This window comes from Bacillus alkalisoli (assembly GCF_002797415.1).
In the GTDB taxonomy this organism is placed as follows: domain Bacteria; phylum Bacillota; class Bacilli; order Bacillales; family Bacillaceae_I; genus Bacillus_CD; species Bacillus_CD alkalisoli.
In genome coordinates this window covers 1,159,444-1,180,444 of record NZ_KZ454944.1, presented here as the reverse complement: position 1 = coordinate 1,180,444, position 21,001 = coordinate 1,159,444, and the positions used below count along the sequence as shown (strand labels likewise).

The 21,001-nt window shown below is 35.6% G+C and carries 17 protein-coding genes; 2 read left to right on the top strand and 15 right to left on the bottom strand.

Annotated features, from left to right (window positions below; all coding sequences use genetic code 11):
* Positions 1-115 precede the first annotated feature (115 nt).
* Positions 116-745: a methyl-accepting chemotaxis protein gene (locus CDZ89_RS20440; RefSeq protein WP_406564916.1), complete on the top strand. Its 630-nt coding sequence runs from the start codon at positions 116-118 to the stop codon at positions 743-745.
* Positions 746-767: 22 nt separating this feature from the next.
* On the opposite strand, the gene ysxE is transcribed toward CDZ89_RS20440, so the two are convergent.
* The 8 genes from ysxE to hemA form a co-directional block, all read right to left on the bottom strand.
* Positions 768-1,799 carry a spore coat protein YsxE gene (gene ysxE / locus CDZ89_RS05595; protein WP_157842678.1) on the bottom strand — a complete coding sequence of 344 codons (1,032 nt, stop codon included), beginning with the start codon at positions 1,797-1,799 and terminating at the stop codon, positions 768-770.
* An 84-nt stretch (positions 1,800-1,883) separates the two neighbouring features.
* A complete protein-coding gene (spoVID, locus tag CDZ89_RS05590) occupies positions 1,884-3,107 on the bottom strand; it encodes a stage VI sporulation protein D (RefSeq protein WP_141395183.1) in 1,224 nt (407 codons plus the stop codon).
* 450 nt (positions 3,108-3,557) lie between these two features.
* A complete protein-coding gene (gene hemL, locus CDZ89_RS05585) occupies positions 3,558-4,847 on the bottom strand; it encodes a glutamate-1-semialdehyde 2,1-aminomutase (protein ID WP_096153142.1) in 1,290 nt (429 codons plus the stop codon).
* A 46-nt stretch (positions 4,848-4,893) separates the two neighbouring features.
* Complete coding sequence (gene hemB, locus CDZ89_RS05580) at positions 4,894-5,877, bottom strand: porphobilinogen synthase (protein ID WP_096153140.1); 984 nt, start codon at positions 5,875-5,877, stop codon at positions 4,894-4,896.
* Positions 5,878-5,901: 24 nt separating this feature from the next.
* On the bottom strand, positions 5,902-6,648 hold the full coding sequence (locus tag CDZ89_RS05575) for a uroporphyrinogen-III synthase (protein WP_096153138.1): 747 nt from the start codon (positions 6,646-6,648) through the stop codon (positions 5,902-5,904).
* A complete protein-coding gene (hemC, locus tag CDZ89_RS05570; RefSeq protein WP_096153136.1) occupies positions 6,648-7,583 on the bottom strand; it encodes a hydroxymethylbilane synthase in 936 nt (311 codons plus the stop codon). Before hemC ends, CDZ89_RS05575 begins: the two co-directional genes overlap by 1 nt.
* A gap of 42 nt (positions 7,584-7,625) precedes the next feature.
* Positions 7,626-8,459 (bottom strand): cytochrome C assembly family protein, encoded by an 834-nt coding sequence (locus CDZ89_RS05565; protein ID WP_096153134.1) that lies wholly within the window; start codon positions 8,457-8,459, stop codon positions 7,626-7,628.
* Positions 8,460-8,472: 13 nt separating this feature from the next.
* On the bottom strand, positions 8,473-9,837 hold the full coding sequence (hemA, locus tag CDZ89_RS05560; RefSeq protein ID WP_096153132.1) for a glutamyl-tRNA reductase: 1,365 nt from the start codon (positions 9,835-9,837) through the stop codon (positions 8,473-8,475).
* Positions 9,838-10,313: 476 nt separating this feature from the next.
* On the opposite strand from hemA, the gene CDZ89_RS05555 reads away from it, so the two are divergent.
* Complete coding sequence (locus tag CDZ89_RS05555; RefSeq protein ID WP_096153130.1) at positions 10,314-10,799, top strand: LiaF transmembrane domain-containing protein; 486 nt, start codon at positions 10,314-10,316, stop codon at positions 10,797-10,799.
* Between the two features lie 260 nt (positions 10,800-11,059).
* On the opposite strand, the gene CDZ89_RS05550 is transcribed toward CDZ89_RS05555, so the two are convergent.
* The 7 genes from CDZ89_RS05550 to clpX form a co-directional block, all read right to left on the bottom strand.
* Positions 11,060-11,782, bottom strand: a complete 723-nt coding sequence (locus tag CDZ89_RS05550) for an amino acid ABC transporter ATP-binding protein (protein ID WP_096156872.1) — start codon at positions 11,780-11,782, stop codon at positions 11,060-11,062.
* A gap of 36 nt (positions 11,783-11,818) precedes the next feature.
* Entirely contained in the window at positions 11,819-12,481 is a 663-nt protein-coding gene (locus CDZ89_RS05545; RefSeq protein WP_096153128.1) for an amino acid ABC transporter permease, read from the bottom strand.
* A 480-nt stretch (positions 12,482-12,961) separates the two neighbouring features.
* Positions 12,962-13,747, bottom strand: a complete 786-nt coding sequence (locus CDZ89_RS05540; protein WP_096153126.1) for a transporter substrate-binding domain-containing protein — start codon at positions 13,745-13,747, stop codon at positions 12,962-12,964.
* A 242-nt stretch (positions 13,748-13,989) separates the two neighbouring features.
* Positions 13,990-14,571 carry a ribosome biogenesis GTP-binding protein YihA/YsxC gene (gene yihA / locus CDZ89_RS05535; RefSeq protein ID WP_096153125.1) on the bottom strand — a complete coding sequence of 194 codons (582 nt, stop codon included), beginning with the start codon at positions 14,569-14,571 and terminating at the stop codon, positions 13,990-13,992.
* A complete protein-coding gene (gene lon, locus CDZ89_RS05530) occupies positions 14,568-16,889 on the bottom strand; it encodes an endopeptidase La (protein WP_096153123.1) in 2,322 nt (773 codons plus the stop codon). The genes yihA and lon overlap by 4 nt, the downstream gene beginning before the upstream one ends.
* 607 nt (positions 16,890-17,496) lie before the next feature.
* Positions 17,497-19,179 (bottom strand): ATP-dependent protease LonB, encoded by a 1,683-nt coding sequence (lonB, locus tag CDZ89_RS05525; RefSeq protein ID WP_096153121.1) that lies wholly within the window; start codon positions 19,177-19,179, stop codon positions 17,497-17,499.
* Between the two features lie 394 nt (positions 19,180-19,573).
* On the bottom strand, positions 19,574-20,839 hold the full coding sequence (gene clpX / locus CDZ89_RS05520) for an ATP-dependent protease ATP-binding subunit ClpX (RefSeq protein WP_096153119.1): 1,266 nt from the start codon (positions 20,837-20,839) through the stop codon (positions 19,574-19,576).
* Positions 20,840-21,001 lie beyond the last annotated feature (162 nt).

Below are 21,001 nucleotides of genomic sequence, written 5' to 3'. Positions count from 1 at the left end.
ATTGCTAGAGGAAGCCAATCTACGTAATCTACACCTTCAGCAAGAATTGACAGGTATTGGCTCAGAAGTTGCTGCTTCTGCTCAACAAACAGAAGCAACGATCCACAGTGTGAATATGAAAGCCGAACAAGTATTAAAAGATACGTCTATTACACAAAAAAGTAGTACAAACCTTTTACATTTAACACATGAAAATGAAAAGCAAATGAACGTGATGATGGAAACATTTAATGTCGTATCAAGCGATGTTTCCGAATCACTTCAACAAATAAAAACACTTCAAGAAATCTCTGAACAAATTGTGGAGATGACAAAAGGTATTGATGACATTGCAGATCAAACAAACCTACTAGCGTTAAACGCCTCGATTGAAGCAGCGCGTGCTGGAGAAGAAGGTAGAGGCTTCGCCGTTGTTGCTAGCGAAGTTAGGAAACTTGCAGAAAATAGTAAAGTAATGAGCACACAAATTAAAAAGCAAATTGAACAAAGTAGTAACCAAATAGTAAATTTAACAAATAGATTTGGTTCAATGAATGAAGCAACTCAACAATCACAAACGAAAATCCAGCAAGTAAAAGGCGGATTAATGACGGTAAAAATGGAGATGGACAATTACTTAGAAAGGTTTGAACAAAATAAAGAAGATTTAGAGGCAATTGTTTCTTCTTTCAATGAAATTTCAAACAACACTAGTAATTTAACTCTATTAACAGAAGACTTACTAAAAAAATCTGAACGTATTTAAAACGGCAGCGCTCAAACTTTTATTATGTTTGAGCGCTGTTTTTCTTTTGCTCTTCTATCTGATTAATTCGTCCAGCTACATATTCAATATTCTTTGCCAACCAATACGAATCTTGTAGTTTGCGTACTGATTCCCTTTCATTTCGCATTTTTTTATTACTTTCTTTATTCTCTAAATAATTGTTTAATACATTCATAAATGGCCTCGGATAACTTAAATGGCACAAGGCTAATGATTTCTCTGTTTCTCTTAACGGAAAGTCTTTTTGATATTCATAATACCAGTCTACACACTCGTCACAGTATAAAGGGTATGTGCTTAAATAACGATGATAAAATGCAACAATATCATTTGCAGGAGGTGCCTTTCTCGAGCGCTCCCAACTTGTAAAATACCCTCTTCCTTGTTCGTCTTTCAGAAAATGGTGAAAAGATATTCTACCATGTGTGAATGTTGTTCGATGCTTTTTTTCTTCTTTCATTTGTTCATACCAATTATCTAATTGACTGTTTGCGAACTTGTTTGCTAATGAGATTTCATGAGCTGCTGTACAAACTTGTAATTCGAATGGCGACATATATGTTTTCTTCTCACATTCATCCACATATTTCTCTAATCTCTCTGCATTAATTTTCCACGCTTCTGATGTTTTAGTAAAAAAGTCTGTTATATCCTTTTCCTCATACTCTTTTTCTTGAACGGTTAAGTTATGAAGCTTTGCCAGTTCTTTAAAAAGCAGACTATCTTTAAAGTCGACTTCTCTCTCTTCTTTTGCTTCTATCCAAGGCATTAAATAGTATACATCTTGTTGGTCTTCTACATAGTAATATCCTTGATTAGTTTTATAGATTGGTACGATCGACTGAATTCCTCTTTGGTACATGGAATGAATGTTCATGAATAAGCTGTATGCGTCCCGCTTATTTATTCTTTTTAACGCAAACGTGTCTTTTTTTGTGCCAACTCTCCAGACTTTTCCGTATTGTTGAAGTAGTTCGGGTTGGATGTTGTATTGCGCTAACACTTGTTCCACATATTGTTTTTCGTTTGACATTTGCAAAAACTCTCTTTCTATTTTTTGTGTCATCCCAATAAAAAAGATGTGAGAAAGGGAAACCCTAACTCACATGTTTTTAGCTTAAGAGTTTGAATATGCAGTAGCTGGTACGTATAGTAGTTGGCCAGAATGGATGTCGTCTTCTGTGGATAAACGGTTCACCCTAATTAATTGTTGAATCGTTATATCATAGCGTTTCGCAATTGTATCCATTGTGTCTCCGTCTTGGACAATACAGATTTTTAAACGTGTAAAGTCCTCACCATTATCTTCACTCGCAAAGAACTTTGTTAGACTGAGATCATTCTCGTCACGTTCTGCTTCACATTGCTCTTGGGGCTGTTGTTGTTGCTTCACTACAGCTTTAGGTGTTTCTTGTTTTTCTTCACGTCTAGCTAAGAAAGAAATAACATTTTCTTCTTTTTCTTCTACTTCCTCTTGCTTAGACTGGAACGCATAGTTAGGTGCTGAGAAAGGATTATTTGCATAGTCATCTTCTTGTGTTTCGCTTATATTTGCATCTTTTCTGACTTCTACTTCAAATGTATCGAAGTCTTCTTCGTGCTCTAGTTCTTCTTGTTCATCTTCATTTTGATATTCCGGCGATACAGCCTCTGTTTCTTGACGTAATACCTCGCTATAATCCACTTCATCTGCTTCTTCTTGATTAACAGATTCTTGACTTAGATTTTGGTAGTATGCATCTCTAACCGTTTCCTCATTTTGCTCTACTCCAAATGAATCATCTGATTCACTATAAAACTTAAATGGATTATATGGCTCATCCTCTTCCTCTTCTTGTCCATTAAGGTAAAGAGGTTCTAATTCTCTTTCTTCCTCTTGCTCTTGTTGTTCTGCTACTTGTGGCACACTTTGTTGATGGCCATAAATTCCTGAAATAGATAACTCTGCATCAAGTTGCAAGCATCCACGCATTGGTAAATGGTAGTCAAACGATTCAATCGAAACAAATATGTCTTCTAGATTTTGAATGCGATTTTTCGGAATCGTTATATCTACAGGAAAACGGTGGTTTAATTCAAAACAACCATCTTCTCTTTCTTCCACGTTTTCCACTAAACGAGCTAAATTTACCGGTTCATACGTTGGATCTTCTTGTTGTTCCACTTGATATTCCCCTGTTAAATATAAAGCTCCCCTTATGGAAACGTATTGATCTTGATCAAAGATTTGTATATCAGGATCTAATGAAATAGACATAAGTTCGCTAACTTCCTGTCCTTTTTGAAACCATACAGACTCCTCTACTGAAAAACGTAAGCACGATTGTTGTTCTGAAGACAAAGGGCTTCCTCCTTTCAATCTATAAAAAATTTTACTATGTCACTAAAAATGTGTATGAGTCTTAGTGATGAAATATGATTATTTTTTGAAAAATAGAGTTTTTTACCGTTTTGTCTATATCTTTGTTTTCAATACGTGGTGAAACTAATGTTTGTTACACTTTATAAATTTTTTGCTACACTTTTGATAATTTATGATACACTTCGGGTACTTTTTGCTACACTATCAATGTATTTGTTACACTTCTCAACCTTAATGCTACACCTTCATGGATTTATGCTACACTTTCTTAAAATTTTGTTACACTTAGACAATTTTATTCTACACCTCAAAATTTATCATTCCTCAAAACAGTTATAGAAGGATTTTATAATTACCCAAACAACAAAAAACACCCATTCTCCTAGCAAGTAGGAGAATGAGTGTCTATTTTAATTTAGCTGCATCTTATTAACCTTTAATTACCGCAAACGCTTTTTCTGTTGCTTGTAATGTATGTTCGATGTCTTCGTCTGTGTGTGCTGTAGACAAGAATAATCCTTCGAATTGGGAAGGTGGTAAGAATACTCCGTTATTAGCCATTTCGCGGAAATATGTTGCGAAATAGTCTAGGTTGGATGTTTTGGCTTGTTCATAGTTTGTTACATTTTCATTTGTAAAGAAGAAGCCAATCATGGACCCAGCACGATTTACTGTTAACGGCATGTCATATTTAGCTTTTAGAGCTAACAGGCCTTCTTCAAGGCGATCTGCTTTACGAGCGAATTCTTTGTACGTATCTGGTGTTAATTGAACTAACGTTTCATATCCAGCAGTCATTGCAAGTGGATTACCTGATAATGTACCAGCTTGATAAATATCTCCAGCTGGTGCCACTCTCGCCATGATTTCCGCTTTTCCACCGTATGCACCTACTGGTAGTCCACCACCGATTACTTTTCCTAAACACGTTAAGTCAGGAGTAACTCCGTAATACCCTTGAGCACATCCATAATCTACTCGGAACCCTGTCATTACTTCATCAAAAATAAGTAAAGAGCCATACTCTTCTGTTACAGCACGTAAACCTTCTAAATATCCAGGTTGAGGTGGTACTACACCCATATTTCCTGCAACAGGTTCTACGATAATTGCTGCAATGTCTTCTCCAAATTCTTTGAATGCATAACGAATGCTTTCTAAGTCGTTGTAAGGGACTGTAATCGTGTTTTGAGCAACAGACTCAGGAACACCTGGACTATCAGGTAAACCAAGCGTAGCGACACCAGAACCTGCTTTAATAAGCAATGAATCACCATGTCCGTGGTAGCAGCCTTCAAACTTCACAATTTTGTTTCTGCCAGTATAACCACGAGCTAAACGTAAAGCACTCATTGTGGCTTCTGTACCTGAGCTTACCATACGTACTACTTCAATCGAAGGCACGCGGTCAATTACAAGTTTAGCAAGTTCCGTTTCAATTAAAGTCGGTGCACCAAAGCTTGTACCACTTTCCGTTACCTTTTTAATCGCTTCTACTACTCTGTCGTTAGAGTGACCATGGATAAGTGGTCCCCATGATAGTACGTAGTCTACATACTCGTTTCCATCGATATCGTAAATTTTCGAGCCTTTTCCACGCTCCATGAATATAGGATCCATATTTACTGATTTAAAGGCACGTACAGGGCTATTTACCCCACCTGGTAATACTTTCGATGATTCAATAAAAGCTTGTTTTGATTTTTCATAACTTCTCATTTTTTATCATCCTTTCCTAATCGATTGGACTTACAAGTTTCAGCTATTATTTTTCTTCTGATAACCAACGTGCAACGTCTTTTGCGAAGTATGTAATTATTAAATCTACACCTGCACGTTTCATGCTTGTTAAACTTTCCATTACTATGTCTTGCTCATTAATCCATCCGTTTTGAGCAGCGGCTTTCACCATGGAATATTCTCCACTTACGTTATAAGCAACAACTGGTACATTAAAATTGTTCTTTACATCACGAATGATATCTAAGTAGGATAGGGCAGGTTTGACGATTAAGAAATCGGCACCTTCCATTAAATCGGATTCTGCCTCACGCATTGCTTCTAGACGGTTTGCAGGATCCATCTGGTATGTTTTTCTATCTCCAAATTTCGGTGAGCTATGTGCAGCATCACGGAACGGGCCGTAAAATGCCGAAGAATACTTAACGGCATAAGACATAATTGGAATATGTTCAAATCCGTTTTCATCTAAACCGTGACGAATGGCAGCAACAAATCCGTCCATCATGTTTGACGGTGCAATAATGTCTGCACCTGCTTTTGCTTGGCTTACAGCTGTTCTTGCTAATAAATCAAGTGTAGGGTCATTTAAGATTTGTCCTTCTTCTACTATTCCACAATGTCCATGATTCGTATATTGGCATAGGCAAGTATCAGCTATTACTACTAATTCTGGGAAGTTTTCTTTTATTTGTACAATTGCCTTTTGAACGATACCATGGTCGTGATATGCTTCAGAACCAACTTCATCTTTTTGTGCTGGTACGCCAAAAACAATGACAGACTTAATTCCTAATTCCGTTAATTCTTGCATTTCAGCATGTAAGTAATCTAAAGAAATTTGGTATACTCCAGGCATTGAAGCTACTTCATTTTTTTGATTTTCGCCTTCTACTATAAAAATAGGAAAAATTAAATCTTCCTTTTGTAATTTTGTTTCTCTAATTAAAGCTCGTAAATTATCTGAACCACGAAGGCGGCGGTGACGTTGAAATTGTAATTTCTCCATTGTTTTCCTCCTCAAACGTATTTATCATTTATAAAAATCAACAATTGATTCCACTAAACTTTGAACTGTATATTTTTCAGGGCTTATTTGGACAGTATACCCTAGTTGCTTTGCTGCTGTTTCTGTAATAGGGCCGATAACAGCAACGTTTGATTTTAAGCAATCAGGTGGAATGACTTTTGAAAAATTTCTAACAGATGAAGGACTTGTAAATGTAACAATGTCCAATTTTTCATTGGATAGTTCTTTTAACTTATGTAGGGATGCGTTTGGCATGGTGTTCTCATAAACCACTATTTGTTTTACATTGTATCCTAATTTTACAAGTTGTTCACGTAATATAGGTCGAGCTAAATCCCCTTGAATCAATAGGATGGATGCTTGTTTTTTCACTTCATCTGTTAATGAGTCTAGTAAATGCTCGGCTGTAAATTTATTAGGCATTACCGTTACAGAAAGACCTCTACTTTCTAATGCTTCTTTTGTCTTTTCCCCAACAGCAGCTATTTTTTTATGTATTGGCTTATCATAAAGTTGAAAAAAATAGTCAACTCCATTTGTGCTCGTAAAAACCACAATATCCATCTCTGCCATACATTCTTGTATTTGGTTCGAGATTTCTTCAGCGTTTGCTGGTAGTGAAAATTGAATAAGAGGGACAACAAGTGCAGTCCCTCCTAACTCTTCCACTAGATGTGAAAAATCTGTTGCCTGCTCTTTGCTTCTCGTTATAAGAATACGTTTATGTAAGAGTGGCAACGAATTTTTCATTACTTATCTAGCTCCTTTTTCACATCGTCAATTAACTTTTTAGCACCTTGCTCTATTAATTTATCGGCTGCCTCTAATCCTACTTGCATTGGATCGTTTCCTTCAACCGTTTCTTTATACAATACAGAACCGTCTGGAGCACCTACTAATACGGTTAACTTAACCTTATCTTCCGTTGTAACTTCAGCAAATCCCGCAATTGGAACTTGGCAACCACCTTCCATTTTATGAAGGAAAGCACGTTCCGCAGTAACTGCTCTTTCAGTCGTTTTATCATTTAATAGTTGAAGAGCATCTAATAATTCTTTATCAGATTCACGGCATTCGATTGATAAGGCACCCTGACCTACTGCCGGTACACAAAGTTCTTCATCTAAAAACTCAGTAACCACATCATTTGACCAACCCATACGAGCAAGTCCTGCTGCTGCTAAAATAATAGCATCATAATCTTCGTTTTGTAGTTTAGCTAAACGAGTATCAATGTTTCCGCGAATCCACTTAATTTCGATATCGTTACGTTTCGCTAAAAGCTGTGCTCCACGACGCAAACTAGAAGTACCAACGATAGAACCAGCTGGTAAATCTTCAAATTTCACATGGTTTTTAGAAATAAATGCATCTCTGTGGTCTTCGCGGTAAGGAATACATCCAATCATTAATCCTTCTGGAAGAACCGCTGGCATATCTTTCATACTATGAACTGCCATATCTATTTCTTTATCGACCATTGCCTGCTCGATTTCTTTAACGAATAGGCCTTTTCCACCAACTTTAGATAGGGTAACATCTAAAATTTGGTCACCTTTTGTTACTATTTCTTTTACTTCAAAATCGAATGGTGCCCCTAGTTTTTTCAATTGATCCATTACCCAGTTCGTTTGTGTTAATGCTAATTTACTTCTTCTTGAACCTACTACTATTTTTCTAGTCATAGTTCCTCCTAATTAAAAAGCGTTAGACGCGATAGTATATTTTTATAAAATCCAAAAATGAAAGTTTGACAATCTTCCGAGTAGGAAGAAATTTATTAATACAACCAAGAATGCCGTTATATTCCAGTTAGCATTAGCTTTGCCACTAACTCCTTCTCCCAACCGTTTATAGAAGTAGAAACTATAGGCGGCAATAACAAAAAAGGAACCGATAACTTTCAAGTCATACCATTGAAATTCAGGCAACTTAATATATGCCCAAATTGTACCAAGAATCAAAGATAAAAGAAACAAAGGTACACCAGTCACATTTAAAACGTATGACATATGATCTAACTTAGCTAGATCGTGAATTCTTAACAACCTTTTTCCCCATTTTTTCTCTTTCAATAGTTTATATTGTAGTAAGTATAGGATCGAAAAGGTTACCGAAAGAGAAAACGCTCCGTAAGCTAGAATTGCCATTGTAATATGAATGATTAATAATTCAGAAACTAAAGCTTGTGCCACAACTTGAGATTCATGTTGATACGGCGTAAAAGTATGTATGGCCATTACGATAAAACCGATGATGTTTGTGAAGAATACGATAAAATCCATTCGTAAAATTCTGTTAATAATTAAAGAAAAAGTAATGAGTACCCATGTGTAAAAATACATTCCTTCATATAGGGTGAATATAGGTATTCTTCCTGTTTCAATCATTCGTAGAAACAAAAAAATTGTTTGAAGCACCCAAACAATTGCAAGCAACCAGAAGGCAATACGATTTGCCTTCCGGTCATTATGAAGAAAATCTATAAAATACATTAGGACACTCAAGGCGTACAAAATAATCGTTAACTCATACAACCTTAATATCGTTATCTCTAACATGTGAATGCCTCGCTTACGACTGTAATGTCGCTTGAAGGTTAGGAGCAACTAGTTTTGCTGTGCTCTTGTCCTTCTTCATGGAGTAGTATTGTGTTGTTGTTTCTTGAATAACCTCTTCTTCAATGTTGAAGATTTTAGAGAACAGTGCTAATGACTGCTCTGCATTTGGTTCAGCAGCCAGTTCTTTTGCACGAAGAATTGGGTCACGTAGCATTTGGTTAATAATACTTTTCGTATGCTTATTTAAGACTTTCACTTCACGCTCTGTTAGATGTGGCATTTTTCGTTGAATGCTTGCCATTGTCTCACCTTGGATATCTAACGCTTTTTGGCGTAGAGCTGAAATAATCGGAACAACTCCAAGCATATTTAACCATTCTTTAAACTCTACAATGTCCGCTTCAATCATTAATTCAATCGCTTCCGCAGCTTTTTTACGCTCCGCCATGTTAGCTTGTACAATACCTTCTAAGTCATCTATATCGTATAAGAAAACACTTTCTAATTGTTCTAATTCTGGGTCTAAATCACGTGGTACAGCAATATCCACCATGAATAGCGGACGACCTTTACGCATTTTTTCCACGTGTACCATATCTTCTTTGCGTAAAACATAGTCTTTTGCTCCTGTTGAGCTAATTAAAATATCTGCTTCTACTAGAGCACAAGACATTTCTTCTAGTGATTTGGCATTACCAGCAAAGCGATTTGCTAAATCTTCTGCTTTTTCAAGCGTACGGTTCATCACCGTCACTTGCTTTACACCGTTGCTATGAAGGTTTTGTACGGCAAGTTCTCCCATTTTTCCAGCACCTAAAATAAGAACATGCTTATCTGTTAACTCACCAAAAATTTTCTTGGCAAGTTCCACAGCAGCATAACTAACAGAAACGGCGTTTGCTCCAATTTCTGTTTCTGAATGGGCACGCTTCGCAAGTGTAACAGCTTGCTTAAACAAACGGTTAAAAATTGTACCTACCGTTTCATTTTCTTGAGCCATAAAAAAGCTATTTCGAATCTGTCCTAATATTTGTGTTTCCCCTACTACCATCGAGTTCAGTCCACACGTTACTCGGAACAAATGCTCTAATGCCCCGTCGTTCTCATATATATTTAAATAAGGAGAAAACTCCTCTTTATCTAGACCGAACCAATCAGCTAGAAATGCTTTTATATAGTAACGCCCAGTATGAAGTTGATCGACAACAGCATACACTTCCGTACGATTACATGTTGAAACGATCACATTTTCTAAAATCGATTTACGATCTTTCAATGCAACCATTGCTCTTTCGATATCAGCGGGATTAAACGTTAATTTTTCACGGATTTCAACAGGGGCAGTCTTATAATTAAGTCCAACAACTATAATATGCATGTGAAAATGGCACCCCCTAAAATTTTTTTATCATTAGTTCAATTAATTGCATAATTGTATTTCGTTTATTGAAAAACGAGTTTTCAATTGTTGATATTGTGTGTATTTCGTATTATGTTTGTATTAATCAAGTATTATTTAGTTCATAATTCGTTTTTGAGGTAGTTTTGATACCCTATCTAACTTACTCTTTTGATTATATCATGACTTGTTTCATTATCTTTTGGTAAAATGTGAACAGAAAATGAAATAAGTAACAAAGCTTTTACGTTCTATTACTATCTATTTATAATAAGATTACGTCCACTCGTACATTACCAAAAATTTTGTCGATAATCAAGTGAGTAATCTTAATAAGTATGACTACAGTACGAAAAAAGAATAATTCATTCAACTTAGTATTTAAAGGACCTTATTATAAACGAGCCGTAATTATTATATTAATTTAATACTGAGCTTTAAGTTTGGAGGAAAAGATGAAGAAAAATAGTTTTTTACCTAGTATTTTACTGATAGGGTTTGGTTTATATTTCCTTTTGGAACAATTTGATATAGAAATGTGGTCTGGTATGTTCACTTGGTCTACCTTTCTAATCATTATTGGGCTAGCATTATTAATACAAGCATACAAACAAAATGATTACCCAAATATTTTACCTGGTGTTGTCCTATTTGGAGTTGGTTTGCATTTTCAAGTTAAAAACAAGTTTGCATTTTGGCCTGATCATGTTTCTACAATCATTTTGATTGTTGGCCTCGGATTTTTGCTTCGTTGGCAAAAGACGAAACAAGGTTTAGCGGAAGGATTAATATTATTGTTTATTGCTAGCTTTTTCTTATTTTCTAATCCAATCATGGAAGTATTCGGTTTAGTAGAAAAAGGCTTTTCCCTGATACATACATTCTGGCCAGCGTTACTAATTGTAATCGGTGTTTACTTACTATTCTTTAAAAGGAAATAGATTTTATACATAATTTATAATTCTCCCTAAAACACCGCTGTTGGTTGTGTTAATTGGAGCGCAAGTCTTCGCTTTCCGCGGGCGCTAAAAAGGAAGGTTATTTTCACTATCGTGAATAAACCTACTCCTCGTCGCATTCGCGCAGGAGTCTCCGACTTGCGCTCCAATCAACAGCTAAGTAAATCTATACTTTATCAATGTTTTAACAGCAAAAAATAGCCTGTGGTAGTTGTATTATTTATCTACCCCAGGCTTACTATTTATAGTATTGCATTTAAGAATTCTTTTGTTCTTTCGTTTTTCGGGTTGTTGAATACTTCTTCAGGACACCCTTCTTCAACGATTTTGCCATCGTGTAAGTATACTACTCGGTCTGCTACTTCTTGCGCAAATCCCATTTCATGTGTGACAACAACCATCGTCATTCCTTCTTCAGCGAGCTTCTTCATCGTTCTTAACACTTCTCCAACAAGCTCTGGATCTAGAGCTGATGTTGGCTCATCGAATAACATCACATCAGGTTTCATTGCAAGTGCTCTTGCGATAGCAACACGCTGTTTTTGTCCACCAGATAGTTTTCCTGGATAAACATTCACTTTATCCGATAGTCCAACTTTAGCTAAAATATCTAATGCAATTTCTTTTGCCTCTGCTTTTGGTAGTTTACTAACTTGAACAGGAGCCTCCATTACATTTTCTAGTACTGTCATATGTGGGAACAAATGAAAATGTTGAAAAACCATTCCTACACGTTGTCTAACTTTATTTAAATTATCCTTTTTTATATCAATCTCTCTATCTTCTAGCTTAATTGTTCCACTATCTTTTAGTTCTAAAAAGTTTAAACAACGAAGTAGTGTACTTTTCCCAGAACCACTTGCACCAATCAAGCAAACAACTTCTTGGTTTTCTACTGACATATTTATATCTTTTAGTACATGTAAGTCTCCGAATGATTTATTTAAATCTTTCACATCGATCATTAGTTTCCGACTTGTCATGTTATCAACTCCTTAATCTTATTTATCACTTGCTGAATAACGCTTTTCTAACAAACTAACAACGATTGATAATAAACCGACTAAAATTAAATAGTAAACTGCTACTACAAGTAGATTTGTCATATAATCAAACGTTTGGGCACCACGTGTTTGCGCCACATTGAATAGTTCGTAAAAACCGATAAACGCTGCTAAGGAAGAATCTTTTAATCCTATAATGAATTGGTTTCCTAAAGGTGGTAACGACCTTTTAATAGCTTGAGGTAAGATTATTCTTCTCATTGTTAAGGTACGCGACATTCCAAGGGATCTTCCAGCCTCTGTTTGTCCTCTATCCACTGATTGAATGGCACCTCGGAAGATTTCTGCAATATAAGCTCCGTTATGGAAGGCTAGTGCTAAAGTAACCGCCCAAAACTGTGAAATATTTAAATTTACAAGGCCATAATAAAAGATAAAGATTTGGACAATTAATGGTGTTCCTCTGACTAAGAAAATATAAAAATTCGCAATCCATTCTAGAACTTTGATTTTAGATATTTTTAAGAAAGCAAAAAATAGTCCAATAAATAGTGCTAAAAAGATAGATACTGCTGTAATATGTAATGTCTTTATCATTCCTCGGAGGAATATATCATAGTTTCCGATAAATACTTCAAGAAAATGGGCAAAGGTTGGCAAATTACTCACACTCCTCAATAAAATAAATCAAGTTAATTAATTTCATATACGGCTCGTTTAATAAAAAACGAAATTTTTACATACTATGTACAATTTGTTCGTACTTGAATCAATTTCATAATTGCTGTTCGTTTAGTGAAAAACGAATGTTCCGTTTATTATAATTAAATAACGTTCGATATAAATCGTTATTTAATTATAATAAAGAATAGGTTTAATATTCGTTTTTCGTTTAGTAGTTGTACATTATGAAACTCACTCCTTTACAGTAATATTATTTTCTGTGTAAGCTTTAAAATCATTTTTCGTTTCGTATTTATACATACTGAAACGAACTCAAATACCAAAAAAGTGTGGTGAAACTTCACCACACTTTTTTGCCTTATTTATCCTTTTGTCACTGGCCTAAATTTCCTCGTATTTTACTGGGCCAAAAGCTAAAATGGACAAACACTACTTTACTAAGTACGCATGGTGATATTATTGCTGTTCTGGGTCTGTTGTGATGTCTTCTCCAAAGTACTTCTCACTAATCTTCGCTAATTCTCCGCTTTCACGAAGTTTTTCTAAAGCTTCACTAATTGCCTTCGTTAGTGCTTCGTTACCTTTTGCTACTGCAATAGCTTGTTCACTACGATCTAAAAGTTCTCTACCTTCTAAGTTCATTCCAGCGCCGATTGCTTCGCGTCCAGTTATGAAGTCTGTAACTACTGCATCATAGCGACCGTTATTTAATGATTCTAATGCTACTACGTCACTATCATAGTTAACGATTTCTCCTGGTACTCCTTCTATTAAATCACCGTATGTAGAACCTCGTGATACTGCAACAGTTTTTCCTTGTAAGTCATCTAATGTCTGAATATCACTATCTGGCCTAACAAAGATTTGTGCCCCGGAATAGTAGTATGGTACGGTAAAATCTACTTCCTGCATTCGCTCTTCTGTAATTGTATGACTCGCAACCGCTACATCAAAGCGACCACTTCTAACACCTTCTACAATTCCCGAAAAAGTATATTTACGTTGATCCGCTTCTAAGCCTAGCTCTCTTGCAACAGCTTCTGCGACCTCAATGTCAAAACCAGACATCGTACCGGTTCCATCTGTCATACTAAATGGAGTGAATTCTCCAGATGCTGCAAAAATAAATTTCCCATCTTCCACTAACTCATATCCCTCATCTGTAGTCACTTTCCCGCTACTACAGGCTACCAGGATACTTGCTAGTAAAAACAAGCAAGCATACATTAATAATTTTTTCATTCTCTCTATTTCCCCCTTTGTTTTTCCTGTCCAATTTAATGGTAGCAACTTACCAACATAGGAACAAATATCATTTATCAGTTTATTTACTGATAAATCTTGATATTTTAGCCTTACGTAAGTTTAGAGAGTCGAACCTTATAATTCCTCACCAATGCTATCCATTTCTTTCTATTCCCTAATTTTAGACAGAATTAAACATAAAAAAAACAGTAGGAATGTTGCTTCCTACTGTTTTTTCACTACATTTTCTTTTGAAGAATACCCCACGCCTCATCTTTTCCGTGGCCAGTTTCGGCTGAAAATAGAACGATTTCGTCTTCCGGGTGCAATCCTAACGTTTCTTTTACTACTTTTTTATGTTTTTGCCATTTTCCTTTTGGAATTTTATCCGCTTTTGTAGCGATAATGACAACAGGTAATTTGTAATGTTTAATAAATTCATACATCATAACATCCTCTTTAGAGGGTGCATGACGTAAGTCAATAATTAATAAAACGGCACGGAGCTGTTCCCTTTTCGTTAAATACGTTTCAATCATACGGCCCCATGCCTCACGTTCCGACTTTGAAACTTTGGCATACCCATAACCAGGTACGTCTACAAAATGTAACATTTCATTAATTAAATAAAAGTTTAACGTTTGCGTTTTTCCAGGCTTGGATGACGTACGCGCTAAATTTTTACGATTAATCATCTTATTAATAAAGGATGATTTTCCAACATTAGATCTTCCTGCTAATGCAAATTCCGGCATCGGATCTGGTGGATACTGTTCTGGTTTTACGGCACTGATTACTATTTCTGCTTGATTTACTTTCATGAATTCTCTCCTGCTAATGCGTGTTCTAACACTTCGTCTAAAGTGGAAACTGGGACAAATGTTAGTTCATTCCTTATACTTTCCGGTATATCGTCTAAATCTTTTTCATTGTCTTTCGGCATAATTACTTTCGTTAATCCAGCCCGATGAGCACTTAACGACTTTTCTTTTAAACCACCTATTGGCAACACTCTACCTCTTAAAGTGATTTCACCTGTCATTCCAACATCCTTACGAACTGCACGGCCTGTTAACGCAGAAATTAACGCTGTTGCCATCGTTATACCTGCTGACGGACCGTCTTTTGGTACAGCTCCTTCTGGAACGTGGATATGAATGTCATTTTTCTCATGGAAGTCGGGGTCGATTTTCCATTCTTTTGCTCTTGAACGGATATAACTAAATGCTGCTTGTGCTGATTCTTTCATTACATCACCAAGTTTACCCGTTAACGTTAACTTACCTTTACCAGGTGAAAGTAAAACTTCGATTGCTAAAGTATCTCCACCTACAGTTGTATAAGCTAACCCAGTTGCCACACCTACTTGGTCTTCTAGTTCTGCTTGACCGTAACGGAATCTTGGTTTTCCAAGGTAATCTTGAAGTGACTTCTCTGTTAAAACAATTCGCTTCTTGTCATTCGAAACAATGATTTTCGCTGCTTTACGGCAAATGGAAGCTAATTGTCGCTCAAGACTTCTTACTCCCGCTTCTCTCGTATGGTGACGAATAATAGATAGGATGGCATCATCACGAATTTGTAAAGAGCTTTTCGTTAATCCATGATCTTTTAACTGCTTTGGTAGTAAATGGTCTTTGGCAATATGAAGTTTCTCTATTTCGGTATAACCTGCAATGGTGATGATTTCCATTCGGTCACGAAGCGGCCCAGGAATAGTACCCAAATTGTTCGCCGTTGCTACGAACATTACGTTAGATAAGTCATACGTTTCCTCAATATAATGATCACTAAAATTATGGTTTTGTTCCGGATCTAACACCTCTAATAATGCCGATGAAGGATCTCCTCTAAAATCATTAGACATTTTATCTATTTCATCTAGTAGGAAAACAGGGTTAATAGTACCAGCTTTTTTCATTCCTTGAATAATTCTTCCTGGCATTGCACCTACGTATGTTCTTCTATGTCCACGAATTTCCGATTCGTCTCTTACTCCACCTAAAGAAACGCGGACAAAATTTCTGTTTAATGACTTGGCAATTGACCTTGCTAAAGAAGTTTTTCCTACTCCAGGAGGTCCAGCTAAACAAAGAATTGGCCCTTTAAGTGAATTCGTTAATTGTTGTACTGCTAAATACTCTAAAACTCGTTCTTTTACTTTATCTAATCCGAAATGATCATCGTTTAATATCTTTTCAGCTCTATTAATATTTATGTTATCTTCGGTTGCATTTGTCCAGGGTAATGTTAATAGCCATTCAATATAATTTCGAACAACCGAATTTTCTGCTGAATTGGAAGGGATTTTTTCATAGCGATCAATTTCTTTTAAGGCTATAGTTTCAACGGATTCTGGCATGTGTGCTTTTTCTACTCTTGCCTTTAAATCCTCTATTTCGCCAGTTTTTCCTTCTTTATCTCCAAGTTCCTTTTGGATTGCCTTCATTTGTTCACGCAAGTAATATTCTTTTTGCGTTCTCTCCATGGACCGTTTTACACGAAGTCCAATTTTCTTTTCCAGTTGTAGAACTTCCTTTTCATTGTTAACAAAATTAATTACTTTATGAATACGATCTTTTAAATCCGTTGTTTCTATAATTATTTGCTTATCTTTCATTTTTAGTGGAAGGTGACTTGTAATGATATCTGCCATTCTTCCTGGTTCTGCAATATCCGAAATAGAGTGATACGTTTCTATTGTCGTTTTTTTCGAAAGCTTCGTATATGTATGGAAATATTCTAGAAGAGTTCTCATCAATGCTTCATCTTCCGGATCTTTCTCATCACGGTCAGGGTAAGTTAATAATTTCACACTATAAAAATCTTCTTCGAGATATTCTACAATTTTTGCTCTTTCTAAACCTTCGACTAATACTCGCACCGTGCCATTCGGCAACTTTAACATTTGCTTAATTTTCGTTAAGGTACCCCATTCAAACAAATCGTCTTCTGTAGGGTCATCCACTGAAACTTCTTTCTGAGTCACGAGTAGTACTTTTTTATCTTCTAACATCGCATGCTCTAACGCTTGAATGGATTTATCTCTTCCTACATCTAAATGCAACACCATCGTAGGAAATACCATTAACCCGCGTAAGGGCAAAAGAGGCACAATATATTCTTTATTGTTAGCCATGGAAACACCTCCGAACGCTCAATCAACGTTGTTCTTTGTACAATTCTATCTTATTTACTAGACACTGTCTAATTAACACCTTTTCACATCGAACTTTTACATAACGAAAAGATTCAATTTGACGTAAGATGAGTCTCATGTAGTATTGTTTGCAATTCCTATTAACAGTATGTTTTTTCAAGTGATTTAATTTCATAATTAATTCGGTTAATGATAAACGAATCATTGTATTCTTGGGTTGTAAAATTTCGTATCTATAGGTTTAATTAACAAGAACTATGCATTTATATTTCGTTTTTCGTTAAGTAGTCATATATTATGATTGAGCTCTAGTATTAAAAATTTTACCTGTTTAGCTTGTTAAGTGCAATTATTAAATGCTTTGCTAATGATATTCTTTATTAATTGAATCAAATTCATTATTACGGTTCGTTTAGTGAAAAACGAATGTTCCGTTTATTATATAATTAAATAACGTTCGATATAAAACGTAAATTATATGAAAGAATAGGTTTAATATTCGTTTTTAGTTTAGTAATTGTACATTATGAAACTCACTCAATTAAGAAAAAAGCATCGGGTCACGTTCCGATGCTTTTTTGTACTATTACATTGATTCTGCTTGTGATATGTTTTGTATGTTAGGAATAACGTGATCGAAGCTTGGTTCCTGTACTAGTTCACGTTGTAGCGCTAGATCTAATACTTCTTGGAATTGTTTAACTGGAATGATTTCAATTCCTTCAATCTCTTTAATGATTGATTGCATATTTTCGTCTGGAATTATAACTCTTTTTGCTCCTGCTTGTTTGGCTGCTTTAATTTTCGGTATAACCCCACCTATTGGTTTAACAGCACCATGAATACTAATTTCTCCTGTCATTGCCACCGTATTCCTCACAGGAATTTTAAAGATTGCCGAATATATACCCGTTGCCATCGCTATCCCAGCTGATGGCCCGTCAATGGGAATGCCACCAGGAAAATTGACATGAATGTCGAAGTCAGCAGCTGGTACACCTAATGATCGAAGTACAGTAATAACATTTTCAACAGAACCTTTTGCCATACTTTTTCTACGAATAGATTTACCTTGTCCACCAATACTTTCTTCTTCAACAATTCCAGTAATATTAACGGTTCCTTTTTTCTCTTCTGCTGGTATAGCAGTTACTTCTATTTCTAATAAAGCTCCACTATTCGGTCCATAAACAGCTAGTCCGTTTACGAGGCCGAGTCTAGATTCTTCTTTAATCTTACTTTCGTATCTAGGCGTAAGTTGGCTAGAATGAATAACCCATTCAATATCAGCAAGAGTTACATTTGATCGATCTTCTGTTATGGCAAGACCAGCTGCAATTTGCATCATGTTCACCACTTCACGACCATTTCTTGTATATGTAGCTAATAGTTCTATTCCATGTTCATCCGCTGTCATAAAAATCTTCGACACTGAATTTTTAGCAACTGCAATTAATTCATCTTTATCTAGCTCTCTAAAAAATACTTCCATACAACGTGAGCGTATAGCTGGTGGAATTTCATTTGGTGTTCTTGTTGTAGCACCAACTAAACGGAAGTCTGCAGGTAAACCATTTTGGAATATGTCATGAATATGTGTAGGAATTTGATTATTTTCTTCACTGTAATAGGCACTTTCTAAAAATACTTTTCGATCTTCTAATACTTTTAATAGCTTATTCATTTGAATAGAGTGTAGTTCACCAATTTCATCAATAAAAAGCATTCCACCGTGCGCATGAGTAACAGCACCTTGTTTCGGTTGTGGGATACCAGCTTGCCCCATTGCTCCTGCACCTTGATAGATAGGATCATGTACTGAACCAATTAAAGGGTCTGCTATCCCTCTCTCATCAAATCTTGCGGTTGTTGCGTCTAATTCAATAAAAACGGCACTCTGTTTAAAAGGTGATTTATTGTTGCTTTTTGCTTCTTCTAAAACAAGTCTCGCTGCTGCAGTTTTTCCAACACCAGGGGGGCCATAAATGATAACATGCTGTGGGTTAGGTCCACAAATAGCTGCTTTAAGCGCTTTTATGCCATCTTCTTGCCCTACGATATCATTAAATGATGTAGGTCTTACTTTTTCCGCTAACGGTTCTGTCAATGATATGCTACGCATTTTTCGGAGTTGGTCCATTTCTTTTTTTGATTCTTTATCAATGGAAACCTTTTGAGTTCGTTGATTTTTTAGCAAATTCCAAAAGTAAAGTCCAATAATCACTCCGAAAAACAATTGTATAAACAGTGCAATCCCTGTCCAAGTCATAGTTTCCCTCCTGCAAAAATACATGTTGTAATTAATGCTAGTATCTCCGTGGAAAACGTGGAATAAACCACTAAAAATGATTTGGATAAAATATGTAATTTTGATTTTTAAATTAGCCAATTTTTTCATCTGCATGCATAATTGAACGGTTTGTGATGAGCACTATTTTGTTTTGGACTAGACAACAAATAGTTCCCATAGCGGTTTTTATAGCCATCTTGCTTCGAAATTAGCACTAAGTTGGTCCTCATAAAGTAGCCAGAGAGGAATCACCTTAAAGTTTCTATCTACATTACATAAGTTTATATTTGTATTGTATTAAACTAGTCTAAAACTTTCTAACAACAAAAAAAGCGTACTTTTACATATTAAAGTAAAAATACGCTTTTTATTATTATGCAGAAGTTTTTTTGTCTTCTTTTAGTTCGGAACCGTCATCTAGCATTAGCTTTGGTGTTATATTGTCTGTTACTGTTTCAGCTGTAATAATACATTTTTTGATGTCATCTCTGGAAGGAAGTTCGTACATTACATCAAGCATGATGCCTTCAATGATAGAACGAAGTCCACGTGCACCAGTTTTTCGTTCGATTGCTTTTTTCGCAATTTCAACAAGTGCATCTTCTTCAAATTCTAACTCAACGTCATCTAAATCTAACATTTTGGAATATTGCTTAACTAAAGCATTTTTAGGTTTTGTTAAAATTTCAACTAACGCAGACTCATCAAGTTGCTCTAAGCTAGCAATTACCGGTAGACGCCCAATAAATTCCGGAATTAAACCGAATTTTAATAAGTCTTCTGGTAATACCTTAGATAAAAGTTGCGTTTGTTCTTCTTCTGTCATTTTACTTTCAGTACCGAAACCAATTACTTTTTTACCTAAACGGCGTTTAATAATTTGTTCGATACCGTCAAATGCTCCACCACAAATAAATAAGATATTTGTTGTATCAATTTGAATAAACTCTTGGTGTGGATGCTTTCTTCCACCTTGAGGAGGAACGCTAGCAACTGTACCTTCTAGAATTTTCAGTAAAGCTTGTTGAACACCTTCACCTGAAACATCACGAGTGATCGATGGGTTTTCAGATTTACGTGCTACCTTATCAATTTCGTCAATGTAAATGATACCTTTTTCTGCTTTTTCTACATCATAATCGGCCGCTTGGATTAATTTTAAAAGAATGTTCTCTACATCTTCTCCTACATAACCAGCTTCAGTTAATGATGTCGCATCTGCGATAGCAAATGGTACATTTAAAATACGAGCTAACGTTTGTGCAAGTAATGTTTTACCACTACCAGTTGGACCGATTAGGGCAATATTACTTTTAGCTAATTCTACTTCATCAATTTTACTATTTGAGTTAATACGCTTGTAATGGTTGTAAACCGCTACTGATAGCGCCTTTTTAGCAGACTCTTGCCCAATTACGTACTCATCAAGAATTTGACGAATTTCTTTAGGTTTTGGCACATCTTTAAACTCTACTTCTTCTTCTGTACCTAATTCTTCTTCTACGATTTCTGTGCATAATTCAATACACTCATCACATATGTATACTCCTGGACCAGCTACTAATTTTCTAACTTGGTCTTGGGTTTTCCCACAAAAAGAACATTTTAATTGTCCTTTTTCATCGTTAAACTTAAACATAATGTTTCACCCCTTATCATTTCTCTCTCATCTCGTCCATCTGCTTTTATAAATATTCTATTATTATGTACTGCATTTTACCACATCTTTACTTAACAATGGTAATAATATCTCTTTAAAACATTATGTATGGACTTTAAAAATAGAGTCTGTACTATTGTA

Excerpts from the sequence above, each read along its gene's own strand:
- CDZ89_RS20440 (WP_406564916.1), top strand. The coding sequence starts at position 116 with ATGAAAGCCGAACAAGTATTAAAAGATACGTCTATTACACAAAAAAGT.
- ysxE (WP_157842678.1), bottom strand. The coding sequence starts at position 1,799 with ATGTCAAACGAAAAACAATATGTGGAACAAGTGTTAGCGCAATACAAC.
- hemL (WP_096153142.1), bottom strand. The coding sequence starts at position 4,847 with ATGAGAAGTTATGAAAAATCAAAACAAGCTTTTATTGAATCATCGAAA.
- hemB (WP_096153140.1), bottom strand. The coding sequence starts at position 5,877 with ATGGAGAAATTACAATTTCAACGTCACCGCCGCCTTCGTGGTTCAGAT.
- CDZ89_RS05575 (WP_096153138.1), bottom strand. The coding sequence starts at position 6,648 with ATGAAAAATTCGTTGCCACTCTTACATAAACGTATTCTTATAACGAGA.
- hemC (WP_096153136.1), bottom strand. The coding sequence starts at position 7,583 with ATGACTAGAAAAATAGTAGTAGGTTCAAGAAGAAGTAAATTAGCATTA.
- CDZ89_RS05565 (WP_096153134.1), bottom strand. The coding sequence starts at position 8,459 with ATGTTAGAGATAACGATATTAAGGTTGTATGAGTTAACGATTATTTTG.
- hemA (WP_096153132.1), bottom strand. The coding sequence starts at position 9,837 with ATGCATATTATAGTTGTTGGACTTAATTATAAGACTGCCCCTGTTGAA.
- CDZ89_RS05555 (WP_096153130.1), top strand. The coding sequence starts at position 10,314 with ATGAAGAAAAATAGTTTTTTACCTAGTATTTTACTGATAGGGTTTGGT.
- CDZ89_RS05550 (WP_096156872.1), bottom strand. The coding sequence starts at position 11,782 with ATGATCGATGTGAAAGATTTAAATAAATCATTCGGAGACTTACATGTA.
- CDZ89_RS05540 (WP_096153126.1), bottom strand. The coding sequence starts at position 13,747 with ATGAAAAAATTATTAATGTATGCTTGCTTGTTTTTACTAGCAAGTATC.
- yihA (WP_096153125.1), bottom strand. The coding sequence starts at position 14,571 with ATGAAAGTAAATCAAGCAGAAATAGTAATCAGTGCCGTAAAACCAGAA.
- lon (WP_096153123.1), bottom strand. The coding sequence starts at position 16,889 with ATGGCTAACAATAAAGAATATATTGTGCCTCTTTTGCCCTTACGCGGG.
- lonB (WP_096153121.1), bottom strand. The coding sequence starts at position 19,179 with ATGACTTGGACAGGGATTGCACTGTTTATACAATTGTTTTTCGGAGTG.
- clpX (WP_096153119.1), bottom strand. The coding sequence starts at position 20,839 with ATGTTTAAGTTTAACGATGAAAAAGGACAATTAAAATGTTCTTTTTGT.